Annotated in this window: 13 protein-coding genes; 4 read left to right on the forward strand and 9 right to left on the reverse strand. The window is 73.1% G+C overall.

What is annotated here, in order from left to right:
• Positions 1-41: 41 nt before the first annotated feature.
• The 3 genes from BKI49_RS08720 to BKI49_RS08730 all read right to left on the reverse strand — a co-directional run bounded on the left by BKI49_RS08720 (position 42) and on the right by BKI49_RS08730 (position 2,015).
• Positions 42-581 (reverse strand): response regulator, encoded by a 540-nt coding sequence (locus BKI49_RS08720; protein WP_095933630.1) that lies wholly within the window; start codon positions 579-581, stop codon positions 42-44.
• Between the two features lie 193 nt (positions 582-774).
• Complete coding sequence (locus BKI49_RS08725) at positions 775-1,119, reverse strand: chorismate mutase (protein ID WP_095933631.1); 345 nt, start codon at positions 1,117-1,119, stop codon at positions 775-777.
• Between the two features lie 11 nt (positions 1,120-1,130).
• The gene (locus tag BKI49_RS08730) at positions 1,131-2,015 is read right to left on the reverse strand and encodes a helix-turn-helix domain-containing protein (protein ID WP_095933632.1); all 885 of its coding nucleotides are present in this window, start codon (positions 2,013-2,015) and stop codon (positions 1,131-1,133) included.
• A 96-nt stretch (positions 2,016-2,111) separates the two neighbouring features.
• On the opposite strand from BKI49_RS08730, the gene BKI49_RS08735 reads away from it, so the two are divergent.
• Positions 2,112-3,932: a glycoside hydrolase family 35 protein gene (locus BKI49_RS08735; RefSeq protein ID WP_095933633.1), complete on the forward strand. Its 1,821-nt coding sequence runs from the start codon at positions 2,112-2,114 to the stop codon at positions 3,930-3,932.
• Here BKI49_RS08735 and BKI49_RS08740 read toward each other — a convergent pair.
• The 3 genes from BKI49_RS08740 to BKI49_RS08750 form a co-directional block, all read right to left on the reverse strand.
• Positions 3,818-6,898: an endo-alpha-N-acetylgalactosaminidase family protein gene (locus BKI49_RS08740; protein WP_143658397.1), complete on the reverse strand. Its 3,081-nt coding sequence runs from the start codon at positions 6,896-6,898 to the stop codon at positions 3,818-3,820. The two genes, BKI49_RS08735 and BKI49_RS08740, sit on opposite strands and share 115 nt — an antisense overlap.
• A 105-nt stretch (positions 6,899-7,003) precedes the next feature.
• Complete coding sequence (locus tag BKI49_RS08745) at positions 7,004-7,477, reverse strand: GNAT family N-acetyltransferase (protein WP_095933634.1); 474 nt, start codon at positions 7,475-7,477, stop codon at positions 7,004-7,006.
• A 209-nt stretch (positions 7,478-7,686) separates the two neighbouring features.
• Positions 7,687-8,469, reverse strand: coding sequence for a S1 family peptidase (locus BKI49_RS08750; protein WP_095933635.1), 783 nt, complete (start codon positions 8,467-8,469; stop codon positions 7,687-7,689).
• A gap of 221 nt (positions 8,470-8,690) precedes the next feature.
• Between BKI49_RS08750 and BKI49_RS08755 the strand changes: the two genes are divergently transcribed.
• Together BKI49_RS08755 and BKI49_RS08760 are read left to right on the forward strand one after the other, a co-directional pair.
• The gene (locus tag BKI49_RS08755) at positions 8,691-9,587 is read left to right on the forward strand and encodes a hypothetical protein (protein WP_095933636.1); all 897 of its coding nucleotides are present in this window, start codon (positions 8,691-8,693) and stop codon (positions 9,585-9,587) included.
• Positions 9,588-9,679: 92 nt separating this feature from the next.
• Positions 9,680-10,408: an ankyrin repeat domain-containing protein gene (locus BKI49_RS08760; protein ID WP_095933637.1), complete on the forward strand. Its 729-nt coding sequence runs from the start codon at positions 9,680-9,682 to the stop codon at positions 10,406-10,408.
• 159 nt (positions 10,409-10,567) lie between these two features.
• Here the strand turns inward: BKI49_RS08760 and BKI49_RS08765 are convergent, their stop codons facing one another.
• Positions 10,568-12,007: an MFS transporter gene (locus BKI49_RS08765; RefSeq protein WP_095933638.1), complete on the reverse strand. Its 1,440-nt coding sequence runs from the start codon at positions 12,005-12,007 to the stop codon at positions 10,568-10,570.
• 157 nt (positions 12,008-12,164) lie between these two features.
• Here BKI49_RS08765 and BKI49_RS08770 point away from each other — a divergent pair, with 157 nt between their 5' ends.
• Positions 12,165-12,740 carry a MarR family winged helix-turn-helix transcriptional regulator gene (locus BKI49_RS08770; RefSeq protein ID WP_095933639.1) on the forward strand — a complete coding sequence of 192 codons (576 nt, stop codon included), beginning with the start codon at positions 12,165-12,167 and terminating at the stop codon, positions 12,738-12,740.
• 310 nt (positions 12,741-13,050) lie between these two features.
• Here the strand turns inward: BKI49_RS08770 and BKI49_RS08775 are convergent, their stop codons facing one another.
• Together BKI49_RS08775 and BKI49_RS08780 are read right to left on the reverse strand one after the other, a co-directional pair.
• The gene (locus tag BKI49_RS08775) at positions 13,051-13,965 is read right to left on the reverse strand and encodes an SDR family oxidoreductase (RefSeq protein WP_095933640.1); all 915 of its coding nucleotides are present in this window, start codon (positions 13,963-13,965) and stop codon (positions 13,051-13,053) included.
• Positions 13,962-14,714, reverse strand: coding sequence for an SDR family oxidoreductase (locus tag BKI49_RS08780; protein WP_095933761.1), 753 nt, complete (start codon positions 14,712-14,714; stop codon positions 13,962-13,964). Before BKI49_RS08780 ends, BKI49_RS08775 begins: the two co-directional genes overlap by 4 nt.
• Positions 14,715-14,804 lie beyond the last annotated feature (90 nt).

A 14,804-nucleotide genomic window follows, 5' to 3' on the forward strand; every position in this document is an offset into this window, starting at 1 on the left:
TCCCGCTCCACCCCGCGGTCCTCCTCCCGCGGAGCGGGCCCCTAAGGGGTGCGGCCCTGCTCCAGTGTGCCGTTGCGTGGCTCGCGCTGGACGGGGAAGCGGGTGTCCGGGCGGTGCAGGACCGGGCCGGCGGCGCGCGGGGTGGCGTCCTTGGACTGTGCGCGCAGTTCGCGCAGCTCCTCCTCCAGCGCCCGGTGGCGCCGGTGGCTGTCGAACAGGTAGCGGACCTTGGTGCGCAGTGCCCAGGGGTCGATGGGTTTCATGAGGAGGTCGGCGACGCCGAGGCCGAAGGCGGTGGAGGTGAGTTCGGCGTCGGGGCCGAAGCCGGTGAGCAGGATGATCGGGATGTGCTGGGTCTGCTCCACCCGGCGCATGTAGCGCACCACGTCGAGGCCGCTGACGCCGGGCATGCGCACGTCGAGGAGGAGCAGCCCCACCTGGCCGCGCAGGACCTCCTTGAGCGCCTCGTCGCCGCTGGTGGCCCGCGCCACCTGGTATCCCAGCGGTGCCAGGGCGCTCTCCAGGGCGTACAGCGTGTCTTTGTGGTCGTCGACGATGAGGATCTTGGCATCCGACGGCATGGCCCGACGTCCCCTCGGTTGGGCGTACAGCTTATGCCCGTACGGACTCACGGACTGCGCCCGTGGCCTGACAGCGCGTGCCCGGCAGGGCGTGCTGGGCGTGTGTTCGGCGCGTGCTCTTGTTCCCGGCATGTGCCCGGCGTGTACCCGGCACGGAGTGTTCAGGCAGGATGCACGCTCGCACCGCCCGGTGTCACTCCCCCGCGTCCGCCGCGGCGCCTCCCGCGTCGTCCGCGATGCGCTCGTGGTGCCGGATGACCTCGGCAATGATGAAATTCAGCAACTTTTCGGCGAAGGCCGGATCCAGCTTGGCGCTTTCGGCCAGCCTGCGCAGCCGCTCGATCTGCTGGGCCTCGCGGGACGGGTCCGCGGGCGGCAGCTGGTGGGCGGCCTTGAGGTGTCCGACCTGCTGGGTGCACTTGAAACGCTCGGCGAGCATGTGCACGACGGCGGCGTCGATGTTGTCGATGCTGTCGCGCAGCCGGGCGAGTTCGGCGCTGACGGCGGGGTCGACTTCCTGGGGCTTGCTCGTGGTCATGAGGTCCCACCCTACGTGGCCTGCGGCCGCTCGATCATGGGCGGATCGTCGGGGTCGGGGATCCGGTCGCTCCAGCCACCGGGGACGGTTCGTCCCTGCTGGGCACGGAAGCGGACCGGAGCCATGCCGACGCGCCGGGTGAACAGCCGGGAGAAGTAGGCGGGGTCGTCGTAGCCGACGCGGCGGGCGACGGCGGCGACCGGGAGTTCGGTGGCGGCGAGGAGCTCCTTGGCGCGTCCCAGGCGGATGCCGAGGAGGTAGTCCTTGGGGCTGCATCCGGCGCCGCGGCGCACGGCGCTGCGCAGTTCGGCGGGGGTCATGCCGTGCCGGGCGGCGTGGTCGGCGACGGACATCGCCTTGAACGCGTCGCGGGCGAGGGCCTGGAGGACCTCGTCGCCGTCGGGGGCGAGGTCGGCGCGGGCGCGGCGCAGGGCGACGAGGAGCTCGTGGACGGCCGCGCCCGTCTCCACCTCCAGGAGGGGGTTGCCGCGGCGGGCGGCACGCGCGATGCGGCCCACGACGGCACGGGCGGCGGCCGCGTCGGAGAGGGGCACGACGGGCCGGCCGGGTTCGATGTAGCCGAGTTCGGTGTACGTCGCTGCCGCGGGTCCCGTGAAGTCGACGAAGCATTCGTCCCAGCTCGGGTCGGGCCCGTAGTGGTGCGGCACTCCGGGGGTGAGCCAGATCAGGGCGGGCGCGGTGACGGTATGGCGGTGTCCGTCGGGGGTGCGGTACCAGCCGCTGCCGGCGCCGATCACGACGGCCACGTGATGATCGAGGGTGCGGGGGCCGACGGCCGGCAGCTCGCCGTACTGGAGGCCGACGCCGAGGCAGGCGAGGCCCAGCCGGTGGTGGACGGGTCCGGGGGTGAAATAGCGCATCCAGGTGTGGTACATCCGCTTTCCTCCCGCCCGTCCGGCCGCCTCTTGCGTCCAATCAGCGACGATCTTTGTCCATGGACGCCACCGCCGCCAGGGCTGATCGTGGTGGCCATGAGCGAGTTCACGGTGGGGGACACGGATTTCCTGCTGGACGGCCGCCCGGTGCGGCTGCTGTCCGGCGCACTGCACTACTTCCGGGTGCACGAGGAGCAGTGGGCGCATCGCCTGGGGATGCTGCGGGCGATGGGGCTGAACTGTGTGGAGACGTACGTGCCGTGGAATCTCCACCAGCCGCGCCCCGGCGGCTACCGGGACGTGGAGCAGCTGGGCCGTTTCCTGGACGCGGCCGCCGAGGCCGGGCTGTGGGCGATCGTGCGGCCCGGGCCGTACATCTGCGCGGAGTGGGACAACGGCGGGCTGCCGCACTGGCTGACGGGCAGGCTCCGCACCCGCGACGAGGAGTACCTGGAGCACGTCGAGCGCTGGTTCCGGCGGCTGCTGCCCCAGGTCGTGTCCCGGCAGATCGACCGCGGCGGCCCGGTGCTGATGGTGCAGGTCGAGAACGAGTACGGCAGCTACGGCTCCGACCAGGTGTACCTGCGCCGGCTCGCGGATCTGCTGCACACCTTGGGCGTGAGCGTTCCGCTGTTCACCTCGGACGGCCCCGAGGACCACATGCTCACCGGCGGCTCGGTCCCCGGCGTCCTGGCCACCGCGAACTTCGGCTCGCACGCCCGGGAGGCCTTCACGACGCTGCGCCGGCACCGGCCGACGGGTCCACTGATGTGCATGGAGTTCTGGTGCGGCTGGTTCGACCACTGGGGCGCCGAGCACGTGGTGCGCGATCCCGGCGACGCGGCGGACACCCTGCGGGAGATCCTGGAGTGCGGTGCCTCGGTCAACCTCTACATGGCGCACGGCGGCACCAGCTTCGCGGGCTGGGCGGGCGCCAACCGGGGCGGTGGCGCGCTGCACGACGGGCCGCTGGAGCCGGACGTCAGCTCGTACGACTACGACGCACCGGTCGACGAACTGGGCCGCCCCACGGAGAAGTTCTGGCGGTTCCGGGAGATTCTCGCCGCCTACGCGGACGGGCCGCTGCCGGACGTGCCGCCCGCCCCCGGGCCGCTCGGTGCCGCCACACCGGTCGTCCTCGGGGAGTGGGCCTCCCGGGACACGCTGCTGGAGACGCTCGGCGGCGCGGGGGGCGAGTATGCGGTGCCGCCCACGTTCGAGGACCTGGACGTCGGCCAGGGGCTGGTCAAGTACGAGGTGAGCGTGCCCGGCCCCCGGCAGCCGTACCCGCTGACCGTGCGCGGGCTGCGCGACCTGGCGGTGGTGTCCGTCGACGGGGTGGCGGCCGGGGTGCTCGGCGAGGACTCCGCACAGCTGAAGGAGCCGGTCGCGGGGCCCGCCCGCGTGGAGCTGTGGGTGGAGTCCCTGGGGCGGGTCAACTACGGGCCGCGCACGGGTGAGCCGAAGGGCATCACCGGGGGCGTGCTGCACGAGCGGCAGTATCTGCACGGGGTGCGGGCGCGGGGGCTGCGGCTGGACGCGCTGGACGACGTGGCGGGGGTGCCGTTCGGCCCGCTTCCCGCGGGCGGCGCCCCCGGCCTGTACCGCGGCACCTTCGAGGTGCGCGGTGCCGGGGACGCCTTCCTCGAACTCCCGGGCTGGACGCGGGGGTTCGTGTGGGTCAACGGTTTCTGTCTGGGGCGCTACTGGTCCGTCGGCCCGCAGCACGCGCTGTACGTGCCCGGTCCCGTGCTGCGGGAGGGGGTGAACGAGGTGCGGGTGCTGGAGCTGGAGGCGGCCGCTCAGCCGGCCTCGCTCACCTCGAACGAGTCGAGCACGAACTCGGCCGTGCCGTCGTCCCCGGTCTTGCGCAGCCCCACCCAGGCCTCGCCGTCGGTGGGCGCCGTGAACTCGTAGGAGTGCAGCGTCGGTTCGGTGGCGACGGGGAGGGCGGTCCGTTCGAGCTCGATCGTCGTCGCTCCCCGGTCGACGGCGGTGATCCAGGCGTACTGGCCGGCCTTCTCGTTCTCGTGACGGAACGAGACCCGGTAGCGGCGCCCCGGCGTGAACCGGACGGTGTGCGGCACGGTCCGGTAGACCAGGCCGTCGTTCTCGCCGCGTGACTTGAGCGACTCGGAGCCGTCGACGACGTCGTCGATCGCCTTGCCGTTCCAGCTCCGCTGGGTGAACGGCGCGTGCCGCTGGGCGATGTGGGTGCGCGGGTCGGTGGACCCGCCCGCGTCGCCCTTCACGAAGGGGCCCCACCCCTGCGGGACGTTCTCGAAGTCCTCGAAGACCAGCGTCCCGCGCTTCGCCGGGCGCCGGGCGGGCACGACCCGGACGTTGTCGAACCGCACCCGTGCCTGCCCGGCGGCGGCGCACAGGGCGAGCTCGACGGGACCGCCGCCCTCGGGCACGGTGAACCAGGTGAACATCCGCTGGAAGCGGGTCCCGTGCTTGCGGTCGGCGGCGACGAAGTTGCCCGCGGTCGAGGTGTCGGTCCAGTTGGCGGCGGTGACGCCGTCGGCGGTGCGGACCCGGAGGGACGCCCTGCGGCTGCCGTCGGCGCTCTCGCCGACCTCGACCTGCACGGACGCGGCGTACTGGCCGGGCCTGAGGCGGCTGAGCCGCTGGGAGACCGTGGCGGCGCCGCCGGGGGCGATCACCAGCTCGTGGTCGCCGAGGTCGCCGCGCACCACGGAGGCCGGGCCGCTGACCGTCCAGCCCTTCAGGGAGCCCGAGTTGAAGCCGGGGTCGTACAGTGGGGTGCCCTTTCCCCAGCGGGGGGCGGGGGGCTGGGCCACGCGGGCGCGGTACACGACGTACGGCTGGGCGGGCTCGGCGTCGAGGGTGATCCGGCCGTCGTGCACGGGGACGTCGGCGACGAACACCCGGCCCTGGTCGGTGAGCCGGTACAGGGCGACCCGGGAGAGGCCTTCCCAGTCGCGCGGCAACCGCCACTCGCCGCTGCCGCCGGCCGGGTTGTAGTGGTAGAGCTTCGTGGGCTTCTTCGGGTCCCAGGGCAGCAGATAGGCGCCGCCGTCGTAGACGAGCCGGCCGTCGGTCGTGATGCGGCGGACGCCGTCCGTGTCGGAGACCGAGGTGCCACCCGGACCGGAGAAGGTGATCGTGTGCTCGCCCCAGGTGCTGATCGGGTGGGCCTGGAGGTACTTGGCGGGCAGGGAGTGCGTCCAGATCAGCGCGTAGAAGGAGTTCCAGTCGGTCTTGCCGGTCCAGCCCTCGAAGTTGCCCATGCGGGCGATGCCCAGCAGGGTGGGCCACTTGTCGGCGAAGACGTCCTTCTGATGGTTGCGGACGAAGCGGATGAGCCGGGAGTTGATCCCGCGCGAGGTGTCCGGGCCGTAGTCCGTCTCGGTCGCCCAGTGCGACCACAGGCTGGAGCGTTCCAGGCCGTGGCCCCACTCGGAGGTGACGTGCCAGCCCTGCTCGCGCAGGGCGCGCTGGAGGCGGTCGGAGGTCCAGCCGGACTCGCGGAAGACGTCGATGTACAGGGAGTTGAGGGCCGGGTGCGTCTCCGCGCGCAGGTCGGCGAAGCGCTTGACGATGTCGCCGGAGACGAGGTCGCGGCGCTGGTCGATCCGGTAGGACTGGTCCAGCCAGTCCCACTGCTCATTGGTCTTGTCGACCAGGGTCTCGGAGAAGGCGCGGGCGACCGGGTAGGACTCGGTGGCGTTGACGTGGACGGCGAAGTCGCTGTTCCACTTCCTGCCCTCGGAGACCAGGGTGTTGAGATCGGCGAGGCCGCCGGCGCGCTTGTTGTGGTTGCCCGCGTAGTCGGGATGGGCGGAGTCGTGCCCCTCGGACTGGTAGCCCTTGAGGAGGGTGAACTGCCCCAGCCCGTCGGTCGCCAGGGAGATCCGCTTGACGTCGTCGAGCGTGGCGAGGAACGGATGGGTGGCCTGTGAGGCGAAGTTGAACGGAATGTGCGGCACGACACGGCGGTACGTGCCGTCGGCACCGAGCGGGTCGACCATGATGTCCCGGAAGGCGATCGCGGCGTCCTGCCAGTCGATCACGCCGTCGCCGTTGCGGTCGCCGGTGACGATCACGGTGGCGTACGGGAGCGGCTCGGTGTCGGTCGCGGTCGCGGCCCGGTGGGTCCACTCGCCGGGGACGAGCTGGGCCTTGACGTATCCGTCGGCTCCGCCCGCCGGCTCCTTGCGGACGGTCTGCCGCCACAGCCGGCCGTTCTCCCACGAACTGGTGCTGTCGGGCTTGTCGTAGACCGTGTTGGTCTCGACGGCGCCCGCGAGGCCATGGTGCGCGACGACGGCGTACGCGCATCCGGTCGCCGCCTCCGCCGGGGTGTCGCGGGCCGGGGTGACGAGCGTGTCGCCGCTCTTGGACTTGTCCAACTGGATCCTGGCGGCCAGGAGTTGTGCGCCGGGCTGGTCGCTGCGGACGGAGAGCAGGGCGAGGCCGGGGATGCGCAGGGTGCCGACGGGCAGCGCGGCGGTTTCGGTGATCTTCGTGATCCGCCAGGTCACCCGCCGGTCCGTGACGGCGATCTCGGCGTCGATCGTGGTGCCGCCGTCGAAGACGAGGCGGTACGCGACCGCGTCGCCGCCGGCCGTGGCGGTGACCGTCGGGGTCCGCTCGGTGCCGTCGACGAGGACGGAGGTGACCTCGTCCTCCTGGGCGTGCAGGACGGCACCGGTCGCGCGGTCGGTGTAGGAGACGATCCGCGGGAATCCGGCGGCGACCCGGACGTCGAGGGCGCGGGAGCGCAGGACGAGGTCCGCACCGGGGGCGGCGGCCTCGGCGAAGGCCGGACCGGCCGCGCCGAGCGCGGCCCCGACTCCGGCGGCGGCGCCCGCCGCGACGACCGCGCGGCGCGTGGGGGCGAATGCGGGCGAGGGCATGGCTGAGGGCTGCAAGGCACTCCTCCTGGGGGCTGCGATCGGTGCCGTCAGCCTGCGCCGGGTGAGGTGAACGTGCCCATGGACAAAGGAGGGAGAGGAGTTGGACTAACCGACCGGCGCCTTCAGCTCCTTGTGGAAGTGCACGTCCTGATGGCCGCCCGGGATGCCCTCCGTGCGGCCCGTCTCGCGGTAGCCGTGTCCGCGGTAGAAGTCGGGGGCCTGGAAGGTGAAGGAGGAGACGATCATCTCGGTGCAGCCGCGCCGCGCGCTCTCCTCCTCGGCGGCCCTCAGCAGCTCGCTGCCCCAGCCGGCGTGCCGCTGGTCCTCGCGCACCCAGAGCATGTCGACGGCGCAGCAGCTTCCCCAGACCCAGGCGGTCAGTCCGCCGACCAGGTCCCCCGCCTCGTCGGTGACGCGGACCGAGAGCGGCTGGGGTGTGCCGGCTCCGGTCGCCTCCGCGTTGAACGCGGTGAGCTCGTCGTCGAGCCGCCGTTCCAGGGCCGCGTCCTTGGCTCCCACCTCCAACGACGCGGTGGCGGTGGGCTGCTGGGCGGGGCCGGTGGGCTGCTGGGCGGTCATGGCCGGGAGTATCGCAGCGCGAGGGGGCGGCGGCCGAACGCTTTTCGTTCCCGGAGGGCCGAACGCTTCTCGCCCCCGGACGGGCGAACGCTTCTCGCCCCCGGACGGGCGAACGCTTCTCGCTCCCGGACGGGCGAACGCTTCTCGCTCCCGGACGGGCGCCCGCGACCTGGTCACGGGCGCCCGCACCGCACGAGGTGCGACGACGGTTACAGCCCGGATGCCGCGCGGGCTATGTCGGCCGCGAACGTGGAGACCTCGCTGTAGACGCCGGGGTAGCCCGGCTCCGCGCAGCCCTGGCCCCAGCTGACGATCCCGACCTGGATGTACGCGCCCGTGTCGTCCTTGCGGAACATGGGCCCGCCGGAGTCGCCCTGGCAGGTGTCGACCCCGCCCTGCTGGACGAAGCCGGCGCAGATCTCGTCACCGGGGACGAGATCGCTGCCGTACGCCCGCTGACAGGTGGCGTCGTCGACGAAGGGGACGGTGGCCTTGCGCAGGTACCGCTGCTGGGCGCCGCCCTCGCGGGTGGCGCCCCAGCCCGCGACGGTGAAGTTCCCGTTGTTGTACGCCGTGGTGGTGGCGATCTTCAGGGTGGGCTGCTCGATCGGCCTGGCGAGCTTGATGAGGGCCCAGTCCTTGCCCTTGCCGTTGTAGCCGGGTGCCTGGAGCACCTTCGTCGACTTGACCTTGATCGCGCTGCTGCTCTGCAGGTCGACGACCCCGGCGGTGGCGGTGATGGAGGTGTTGTTGCCCGAGCCGTCCACGCAGTGCGCGGCGGTCAGGACGATGCTCTTGGTGTACAGGGCGCCGCCGCAGCCCATGGACAGGCGGACCATGAACGGGAACTCACCCTGGGCGGCGCGGGTCCCGCCGACCACGGGCGCGGGGGCGGCCTGGGCGGACAGCGGCTGGAGGGACGCGGCGGCGAGCGCCACCGCCGCGACGGTGAGCAGTCTTCTGATGACGCCGTGCTTCTTGAGAGACTTCAACGCGCTTCCTTTCGTGGGGGGTTGAACGCCGGGCGGAAGGCACGCCGAAATGTCCTGGCATGCTCCTGCCAAGCTGTGCGGATTATGAGGACCCGGGCACGGCAGGGGCAAGGGCCGGATTCCGGCCAGACACGACGCCGGGCGCCCGCGCACCCCGCGTCACCGGGAGGAGACCCCGCTTAGAGTGGAAGTCGGTTCCGGCGTCTTCAGGGGGTGCGGACGTGGCGAACGGCGGTCCCGTCGAGCACGGATACCCGCATCTGGACACGGTGCGGGCGTCGATCACCGCGCTCTACAGAAGGCTCTCGTACGACACGATCCACACGTTCGCGACCAGCGTCGCCCCCGCGGACGTCGCCTTCGCCGACGCCGACGACCTGCACCTCGGCGCGCAGCGCGTGGCCCGCGAGATGGTCCGGCACTACCGGCTGCCGGACGCCCGGATGATCATCGGCTTCCGCGAGATGACCCACGCCGCGAACGTCGAGCTCGCCGCGGGACCCGAGTACTTCGTCGACCTCAACGACCGCTTCCGCACCCATCGCAGGGACATCGGGGCCGCGCTCGCCCATGAGGTGATGCACGTCTATCTGCACCGTCTCGACCTCTCCTTCCCCGGCACCCGCGACAACGAGATCCTCACCGACACGGCCGCGGCCTACCTGGGAGCGGGCTGGCTCCTCCTCGACGCCTACCGCGAGGACGCGGCGTCCTCGCAGAAGCTCGGCTACCTCACCCCGGAGGAGTTCGGGTACGTCCTCGCCAAACGCGCCCTCCTCTTCGGCGAGGACCCCTCCGTCTGGTTCACCAGCCCGCAGGCCTACACGGCGTACACCAAGGGCATGGCGCAGGCCCGCCGCGACGAGCAGCAGCCGCCGCTGACCGCGGCCGGCTGGGCGGGCCGCCACCGCTACGCGAAGGACCGCCGTTACGCCCAGGACCACCACTCCTCGGCCCACCGGCCCGGCGCCCCCTACTCCTTCACGCCCGACAGCCGGGGCCCCCTGCGCGTCTCCTTCCCCTGCCCGACCTGCCACCAGCGGATCAGGGTCCCGGTACGCGGCCGGGTACGGGCCCGCTGCACGCTGTGCAGGACGGTGCTGGAGTGCGACACATGACGGGTGAGTCGCGTGCGAGGAAGGGCGAGAGGTGAGACAGAACACCTCAAAAGCCTTTGCCTCGCGCCTCCTTCGCGCGCGAGGGTCGAAGGATGAGCACGAACGACCCCGCGGCGCGTCTCTTCACCGCTGTGTACGAGGGTGACGAGGACGCGGTCGTACGGTCGCTGCGCTCCGGAGCGAGCCCCGAGTCGGTGGACGAGGACGGTCAGACGGCGCTGTACCTGGCGGCGGTGAGCGACCAGCCCGGCATCGTACGCCTGCTGCTCGTGGCCGGGGCCGACCCCGACCGGCTGAGCCAGGGCACCGACGCCCCGCTGTGCGGCGCGGCCTGCGGCGGGCACACCGAGGTGGCGCGCGCCCTGCTCGCGGCCGGGGCCGGGCCCGACACGGTGGAGGCCTTCGGATTCACCGCCCTCACCTGGGCACTCAGGCGCGGCCACTCCGCGGTGGCCGAGGCCCTCCTCGCCGCGGGCGCCGACCCGGACCGGCCCGGCCCCCAGGGCGAGGCGCCGCTGGTGGCCGCCGCCCACCGGGGCTCCCCCGGCTGCGTCCGCGCCCTTCTCGCGCGAGGCGCGGGGGCCAGGCGCGAGGCGCTGGCGGAGGCCCGCCGCCAGCTCACCCTGGACGTGGCGGCCGAGCTCCTCGCGGGGCTGACCCTGACCCACGGCGCGGGACACCCGTCCACCACCCACCTCTCACGGCAGGACGGCCGGACGGTCGTCGAGGTCCAGCTCCTCGACGCACAGGGCCACCCCTTCGCCGGCGACGACCGCGAGACGGGCCACGCGGAGATCGCCGCCCTCCTGGAAGGCCCGTAGCGGGCGGCGAGGACAGGCGACGCGAGGGCGGCGCTCCGCGCGCGGCGGCCGGCCGCCATCGGGCGGTCACAGCGAGCCGGAGGGGCCACGAGCCCCCTCGCGGCAAGCCCCCGCCCCCTCCGTCGCTTGTGGCCACGGCCGTTCACACCGACCCCGAGGTCACGCCTCGTGCTCGGCCACGGCGCTGCGGGGCAGAACGGCGCACAACCCGGCGCAGAGCACGAACCCGGCCAGCACCCAGGGCATCGCCGAGGTCAGCGCGTCGGTCAGCCCGTGCGACGCCCGCCCGAAGAACACGCTCCCGATCACCGCCGCACCGAGCGCCCCGCCGAACTGCTGGGCCGTGGAGAAGATCCCCGACGCGGCACCGGCGAGTTCGCCGGGCACGGCGGACAGCACCACGTTCACCAGCGGGACCACGAGGAACCCGAGCCCCGCCCCGGCGAGCGCCAGCCCCGGCACCAGCGGCCACGCCCCGGTCCCCGCGGCGGAGGAGTCGGCGACGGCCGCCCAGATCCACCCGAAGCCGCCGGCCATGAGCAGCGCGCCGAGTCCCAGCACCAGCCGGCCGAACTTCACGGCGAGCCCGTCGGCCGCGGGCGCCGTCAGAAAACTCCCGGCGGAGAACGCCACGGTCAGCACCCCCGCCTGAGTGGGCGTGTACCCCTCGCCGCCCTGCAGCCAGATCGCGAAGACCAGGAAGAAGCCCTGCATCCCGACGGAGAAGAGGAGCTGGACGAGGACGCCCACCGAGAACGCGGGGAGCCGGAAGGCGCGCACCGGCAGCAGGGGCACCGTCACCGACGGGTGCCGCCGCGCCTCGTACACCCCGAGCCCGCCCACGGCGAGCACCCCGGCCGCGAGACAGATCCAGCCCCACAGCGGCCACCCGTTGCCACGCCCCTGCACCAGGGGAAGCACGATCGCGACCAGGCCGCCGGCGAGGAGCGCGCTGCCGAGCACGTCGGGCCGTCCGGCGGACCGCTCACGCGTGGACGGTACGAGGACGAACCCGGCCGCCAGGGTCGCCGCGGCGATCGGCACGTTCACCAGGAAGACGGACCGCCAGCCCCATCCGAACAGGTCGGCGTCGGTGAGCACGCCCCCGAGCAGCAGTCCGACGGCGGAGGCGAAGCCGGCCACGGCGCCGTACATCCCGAAGGCGGCACCGCGCTCCTTGCCCTGGAACAGCGTGCGGAACGAGCCGAGCACCTGCGGCATCAGCACGGCCGCCGCCACCCCCTGCACGGCACGGGCGGCGATGAGCTGCCCCGGCGACTGGGCCAGCCCGCAGCCGAGGCTCGCGAGGCCGAACCCGGCCGTGCCGGCGAGGAAGAGGAAGCGCCGCCCGATGCGGTCCCCGAGGTGCCCGGCGAGGATCAGGGTGGCGGCGAAGCCCAGGAGATACGCGGAGACCAGCCACTGGAGGGCGCTCTGGGAGGCGTGCAGGTCACGGCCCACGGACGGGATGGCGACGTTCACGATCGTCACGTCCAGCAGGTCCATCAGCGCCGCGACCATCATCACGACGGCTGCGGCCCAGCGGCGCGGGTGGGGCTCGGACACCGGCGGGGCGGTGGCGGCGAGGGTCGTGGACATGGGTTCCCCCTGACTCGAAGGCGTGGGTCACCGGTGGCTCCGTGACGGAGTGACCGGGTGATTTATTTCGTTCGAACTAACGAAAGACTTGCATCGGCCCCACCCTGATCGCAAGTCCTTAGTTCGACCGAACGAAATATTTGCTAGCCTTGCCGCCATGAGCAGCGAGGAGAGGGGCGGCAGCGCGGAGCGCTCCGGCGCGGCTGCCGATCCGGCGGGCGACCCGGCCGACGCTCGGACCGGCGATCGGGCCGCGCGTGCGCCGGCCGACGACGCCGATGCCCGGCGCGCGCAGACGCTGGAGCGGCTCATGACCGTCGGCCGTGAGCACAGCGGGGTGACCGTGATGTTCCATTCGGCGGTCGCGGCCCGTCAGGGGCTGAACGCCACCGAGACCAAGACCCTCGACCTGCTCCAGCGGTTCGGTCCGCTGACCGCGAAGGACCTGGCCGGGCACACGGGACTGGCCCCCGCGTCGGTCACCGGACTCATCGACCGGCTGGAGGCCAAGGGTTTCGTCCGCAGGGTCAAGCACCCGACCGACAAGCGCCGGGTCGTCGTCGAGCTGGACGACGGGAAGATCGCCGAACTGGCCGGGTTCTTCGAGGACTGGGCGCGCGATGTGGTCGACGCCTGCGAGGAGTTCGGCACGGACGAGCTGGAGACCGTGATCCGCTTCCTGTCCGTGATGTCGGAACGGCAGCGCAAGGCCGCCGCCCGCCTCGCCCGGTAGCGGGCCCGGCCGCACGGCCGCCGCGGGACGTGCCGGCGCGCCCGTGACGACGGCGCGGCCGGGCTTCTGGCACCGGCACACGGCTCCACGCCCGGGAGGCCGGGCCACGGCGCGCCCGAGGAATTCGGGTGCCCCCCCGCCTCGGGGAGGCCGAACTCCCGCCCGCCCAGGGGGAAATCAGGACGCTCGCCCGCCGGGATGCTCGCCCGCTCAGGAAGGGAGCCGGGCCGCGGCCCACCCAAAGGGCCTGTTCAAGGGGCCGGACCGCGGCGCACCAGGCAGGCCTGCCACGCCGCGCCTGCGGGTCGGACTACCCCGCTCCGTACACCGCGCCGGGCGCCTCCGCCGCCGCCAGCAGTTTCAGCACCGTCTCGCCCGCCTCCGCCGGGGTGCGGCGCGCACCCTTGTCCGCGCTCGGGCCCGGCCGCCAGCCCTCCATCACGGTGATCCGTCCGCCTTCGGTCTCGAAGACCCGGCCGGTGACCCCGGCGCCGGCGGCCGAGCCCAGCCAGACGACGAGCGGTGAGACGTTCTCGGGGGCCATGGCGTCGAACCCGGTCCCGGGCGCGGCCATGGTCTCGGCGAACGTCCCCTCGGTCATCCGCGTACGGGCCGCCGGGGCGATCGCGTTGACCTGGACGCCGTAGCGCCCCAGCTCCGCGGCGGCGACGAGGGTCAGCCCGACGATCCCCGCCTTGGCCGCGCTGTAGTTGCCCTGCCCGACCGAGCCCAGCAGTCCGGCTCCGCTGCTGGTGTTGACGACGCGGGCCGACGGGGTCCGTCCCGCCTTGGCCTCGGTGCGCCAGTGCGCCGCCGCGTGCTTCAACGGCAGGAAGTGCCCCTTCAGATGGACGCGCATCACGGCGTCCCAGTCGTCCTCGTCGAGATTGACGAGCATCCGGTCACGCAGGAACCCGGCGTTGTTGACGAGGGTGTCGAGGCGGCCGTACGTCTCCAGGGCGGTGCGGACCAGCGACGCGGCGCCCTCGGCGGTCGCGATGTCGCCGCCGTGCGCCACCGCTTCGCCGCCCGCCGTGCGGATCTCCTCGGCCACCAGCGCGGCCGGGCCCCTCTCCCCCGGCGTGCCGTCGAGGCCGACGCCGAGGTCGTTCACCACGATCCGGGCACCCTCGGCGGCGAACGCGAGGGCGTGCGCCCTCCCGAGCCCGCGGCCCGCCCCCGTGACGACGACGACCCGCCCTTCGCACAGCGGCCGTTCACTCATCGCGCGTCTCCCTTCTCCTTGTTGACCGTCGCGGCGTCCAGGAACGCCGGCCGCTCCCCGCCGCCGTGGACGAGGAGCGAGGCCCCGCTGATGTACGCGGCGGCGTCCGACGCGAGGAAGACGGCGGCCTCCCCGACGTCCGACGGCCGGGCGAGGCGGCCCAGCGGGACGGTGCCGGCGACGGCCGCGACCCCGTCCTCACCGCCGTAGTGCAGATGGGCCAGCTCGGTGCGGACCATGCCGACGACCAGCGTGTTGACCCGGACGTCGGGGGCCCATTCGACGGCCATCGAGCGGGCGAGGTTCTCCAGCCCCGCCTTGGCCGCGCCGTACGCCGCCGACCCGGGTGACGGCCGTGTCCCGCTCACGCTGCCGATCATCACGATGGAGCCCCCGGCCCGCCTGAGGTGCTCGTACGCGGCGAGCGAGGCGGTGAGCGGCACGGTGAGGTTGAGCTCGATCACCCGGGCGTGCCGCCCCGCGTCCGCTTGTGCCAGCGGGCGGTAGGGGGCGCCGCCCGCGTTGTTGACCAGGACGTCCAGTCGCGGCAGGGCGTCGAAGAAGGCGTGGACGGCGGCCGTGTCGCGCAGGTCGACGGAGACGAAGTCGACGCCCTCCAGCGGGACTTCGGGCGGTCTGCGCGCGCAGACCACGACCCGCGCGCCGGTCCGTGCGAAGGCCCGCGCGATCCCGGCCCCGACACCACGGGTGCCGCCGGTGACGACGACCGTCCTGCCGTCGCGATCCAGGTTGTCCACAGGGCCTCCCGCGCGGATGCATTCGCTGCTAGCTTCGAGATTGCACCTAACAAACGTTTGGTGGAAAGGTAGCTGATGCGC

This window comes from Streptomyces sp. Tue6028, from assembly GCF_002300165.1.
Classification (GTDB): Bacteria; Actinomycetota; Actinomycetes; order Streptomycetales; family Streptomycetaceae; genus Streptomyces; species Streptomyces siamensis.

Coding starts and splice junctions, on each gene's coding strand:
- BKI49_RS08720 (WP_095933630.1), bottom strand. CDS start 581: ATGCCGTCGGATGCCAAGATCCTCATCGTCGACGACCACAAAGACACG.
- BKI49_RS08725 (WP_095933631.1), bottom strand. CDS start 1,119: ATGACCACGAGCAAGCCCCAGGAAGTCGACCCCGCCGTCAGCGCCGAA.
- BKI49_RS08730 (WP_095933632.1), bottom strand. CDS start 2,015: ATGTACCACACCTGGATGCGCTATTTCACCCCCGGACCCGTCCACCAC.
- BKI49_RS08735 (WP_095933633.1), top strand. CDS start 2,112: ATGAGCGAGTTCACGGTGGGGGACACGGATTTCCTGCTGGACGGCCGC.
- BKI49_RS08740 (WP_143658397.1), bottom strand. CDS start 6,898: ATGCCCTCGCCCGCATTCGCCCCCACGCGCCGCGCGGTCGTCGCGGCG.
- BKI49_RS08745 (WP_095933634.1), bottom strand. CDS start 7,477: ATGACCGCCCAGCAGCCCACCGGCCCCGCCCAGCAGCCCACCGCCACC.
- BKI49_RS08760 (WP_095933637.1), top strand. CDS start 9,680: ATGAGCACGAACGACCCCGCGGCGCGTCTCTTCACCGCTGTGTACGAG.
- BKI49_RS08765 (WP_095933638.1), bottom strand. CDS start 12,007: ATGTCCACGACCCTCGCCGCCACCGCCCCGCCGGTGTCCGAGCCCCAC.
- BKI49_RS08770 (WP_095933639.1), top strand. CDS start 12,165: ATGAGCAGCGAGGAGAGGGGCGGCAGCGCGGAGCGCTCCGGCGCGGCT.
- BKI49_RS08775 (WP_095933640.1), bottom strand. CDS start 13,965: ATGAGTGAACGGCCGCTGTGCGAAGGGCGGGTCGTCGTCGTCACGGGG.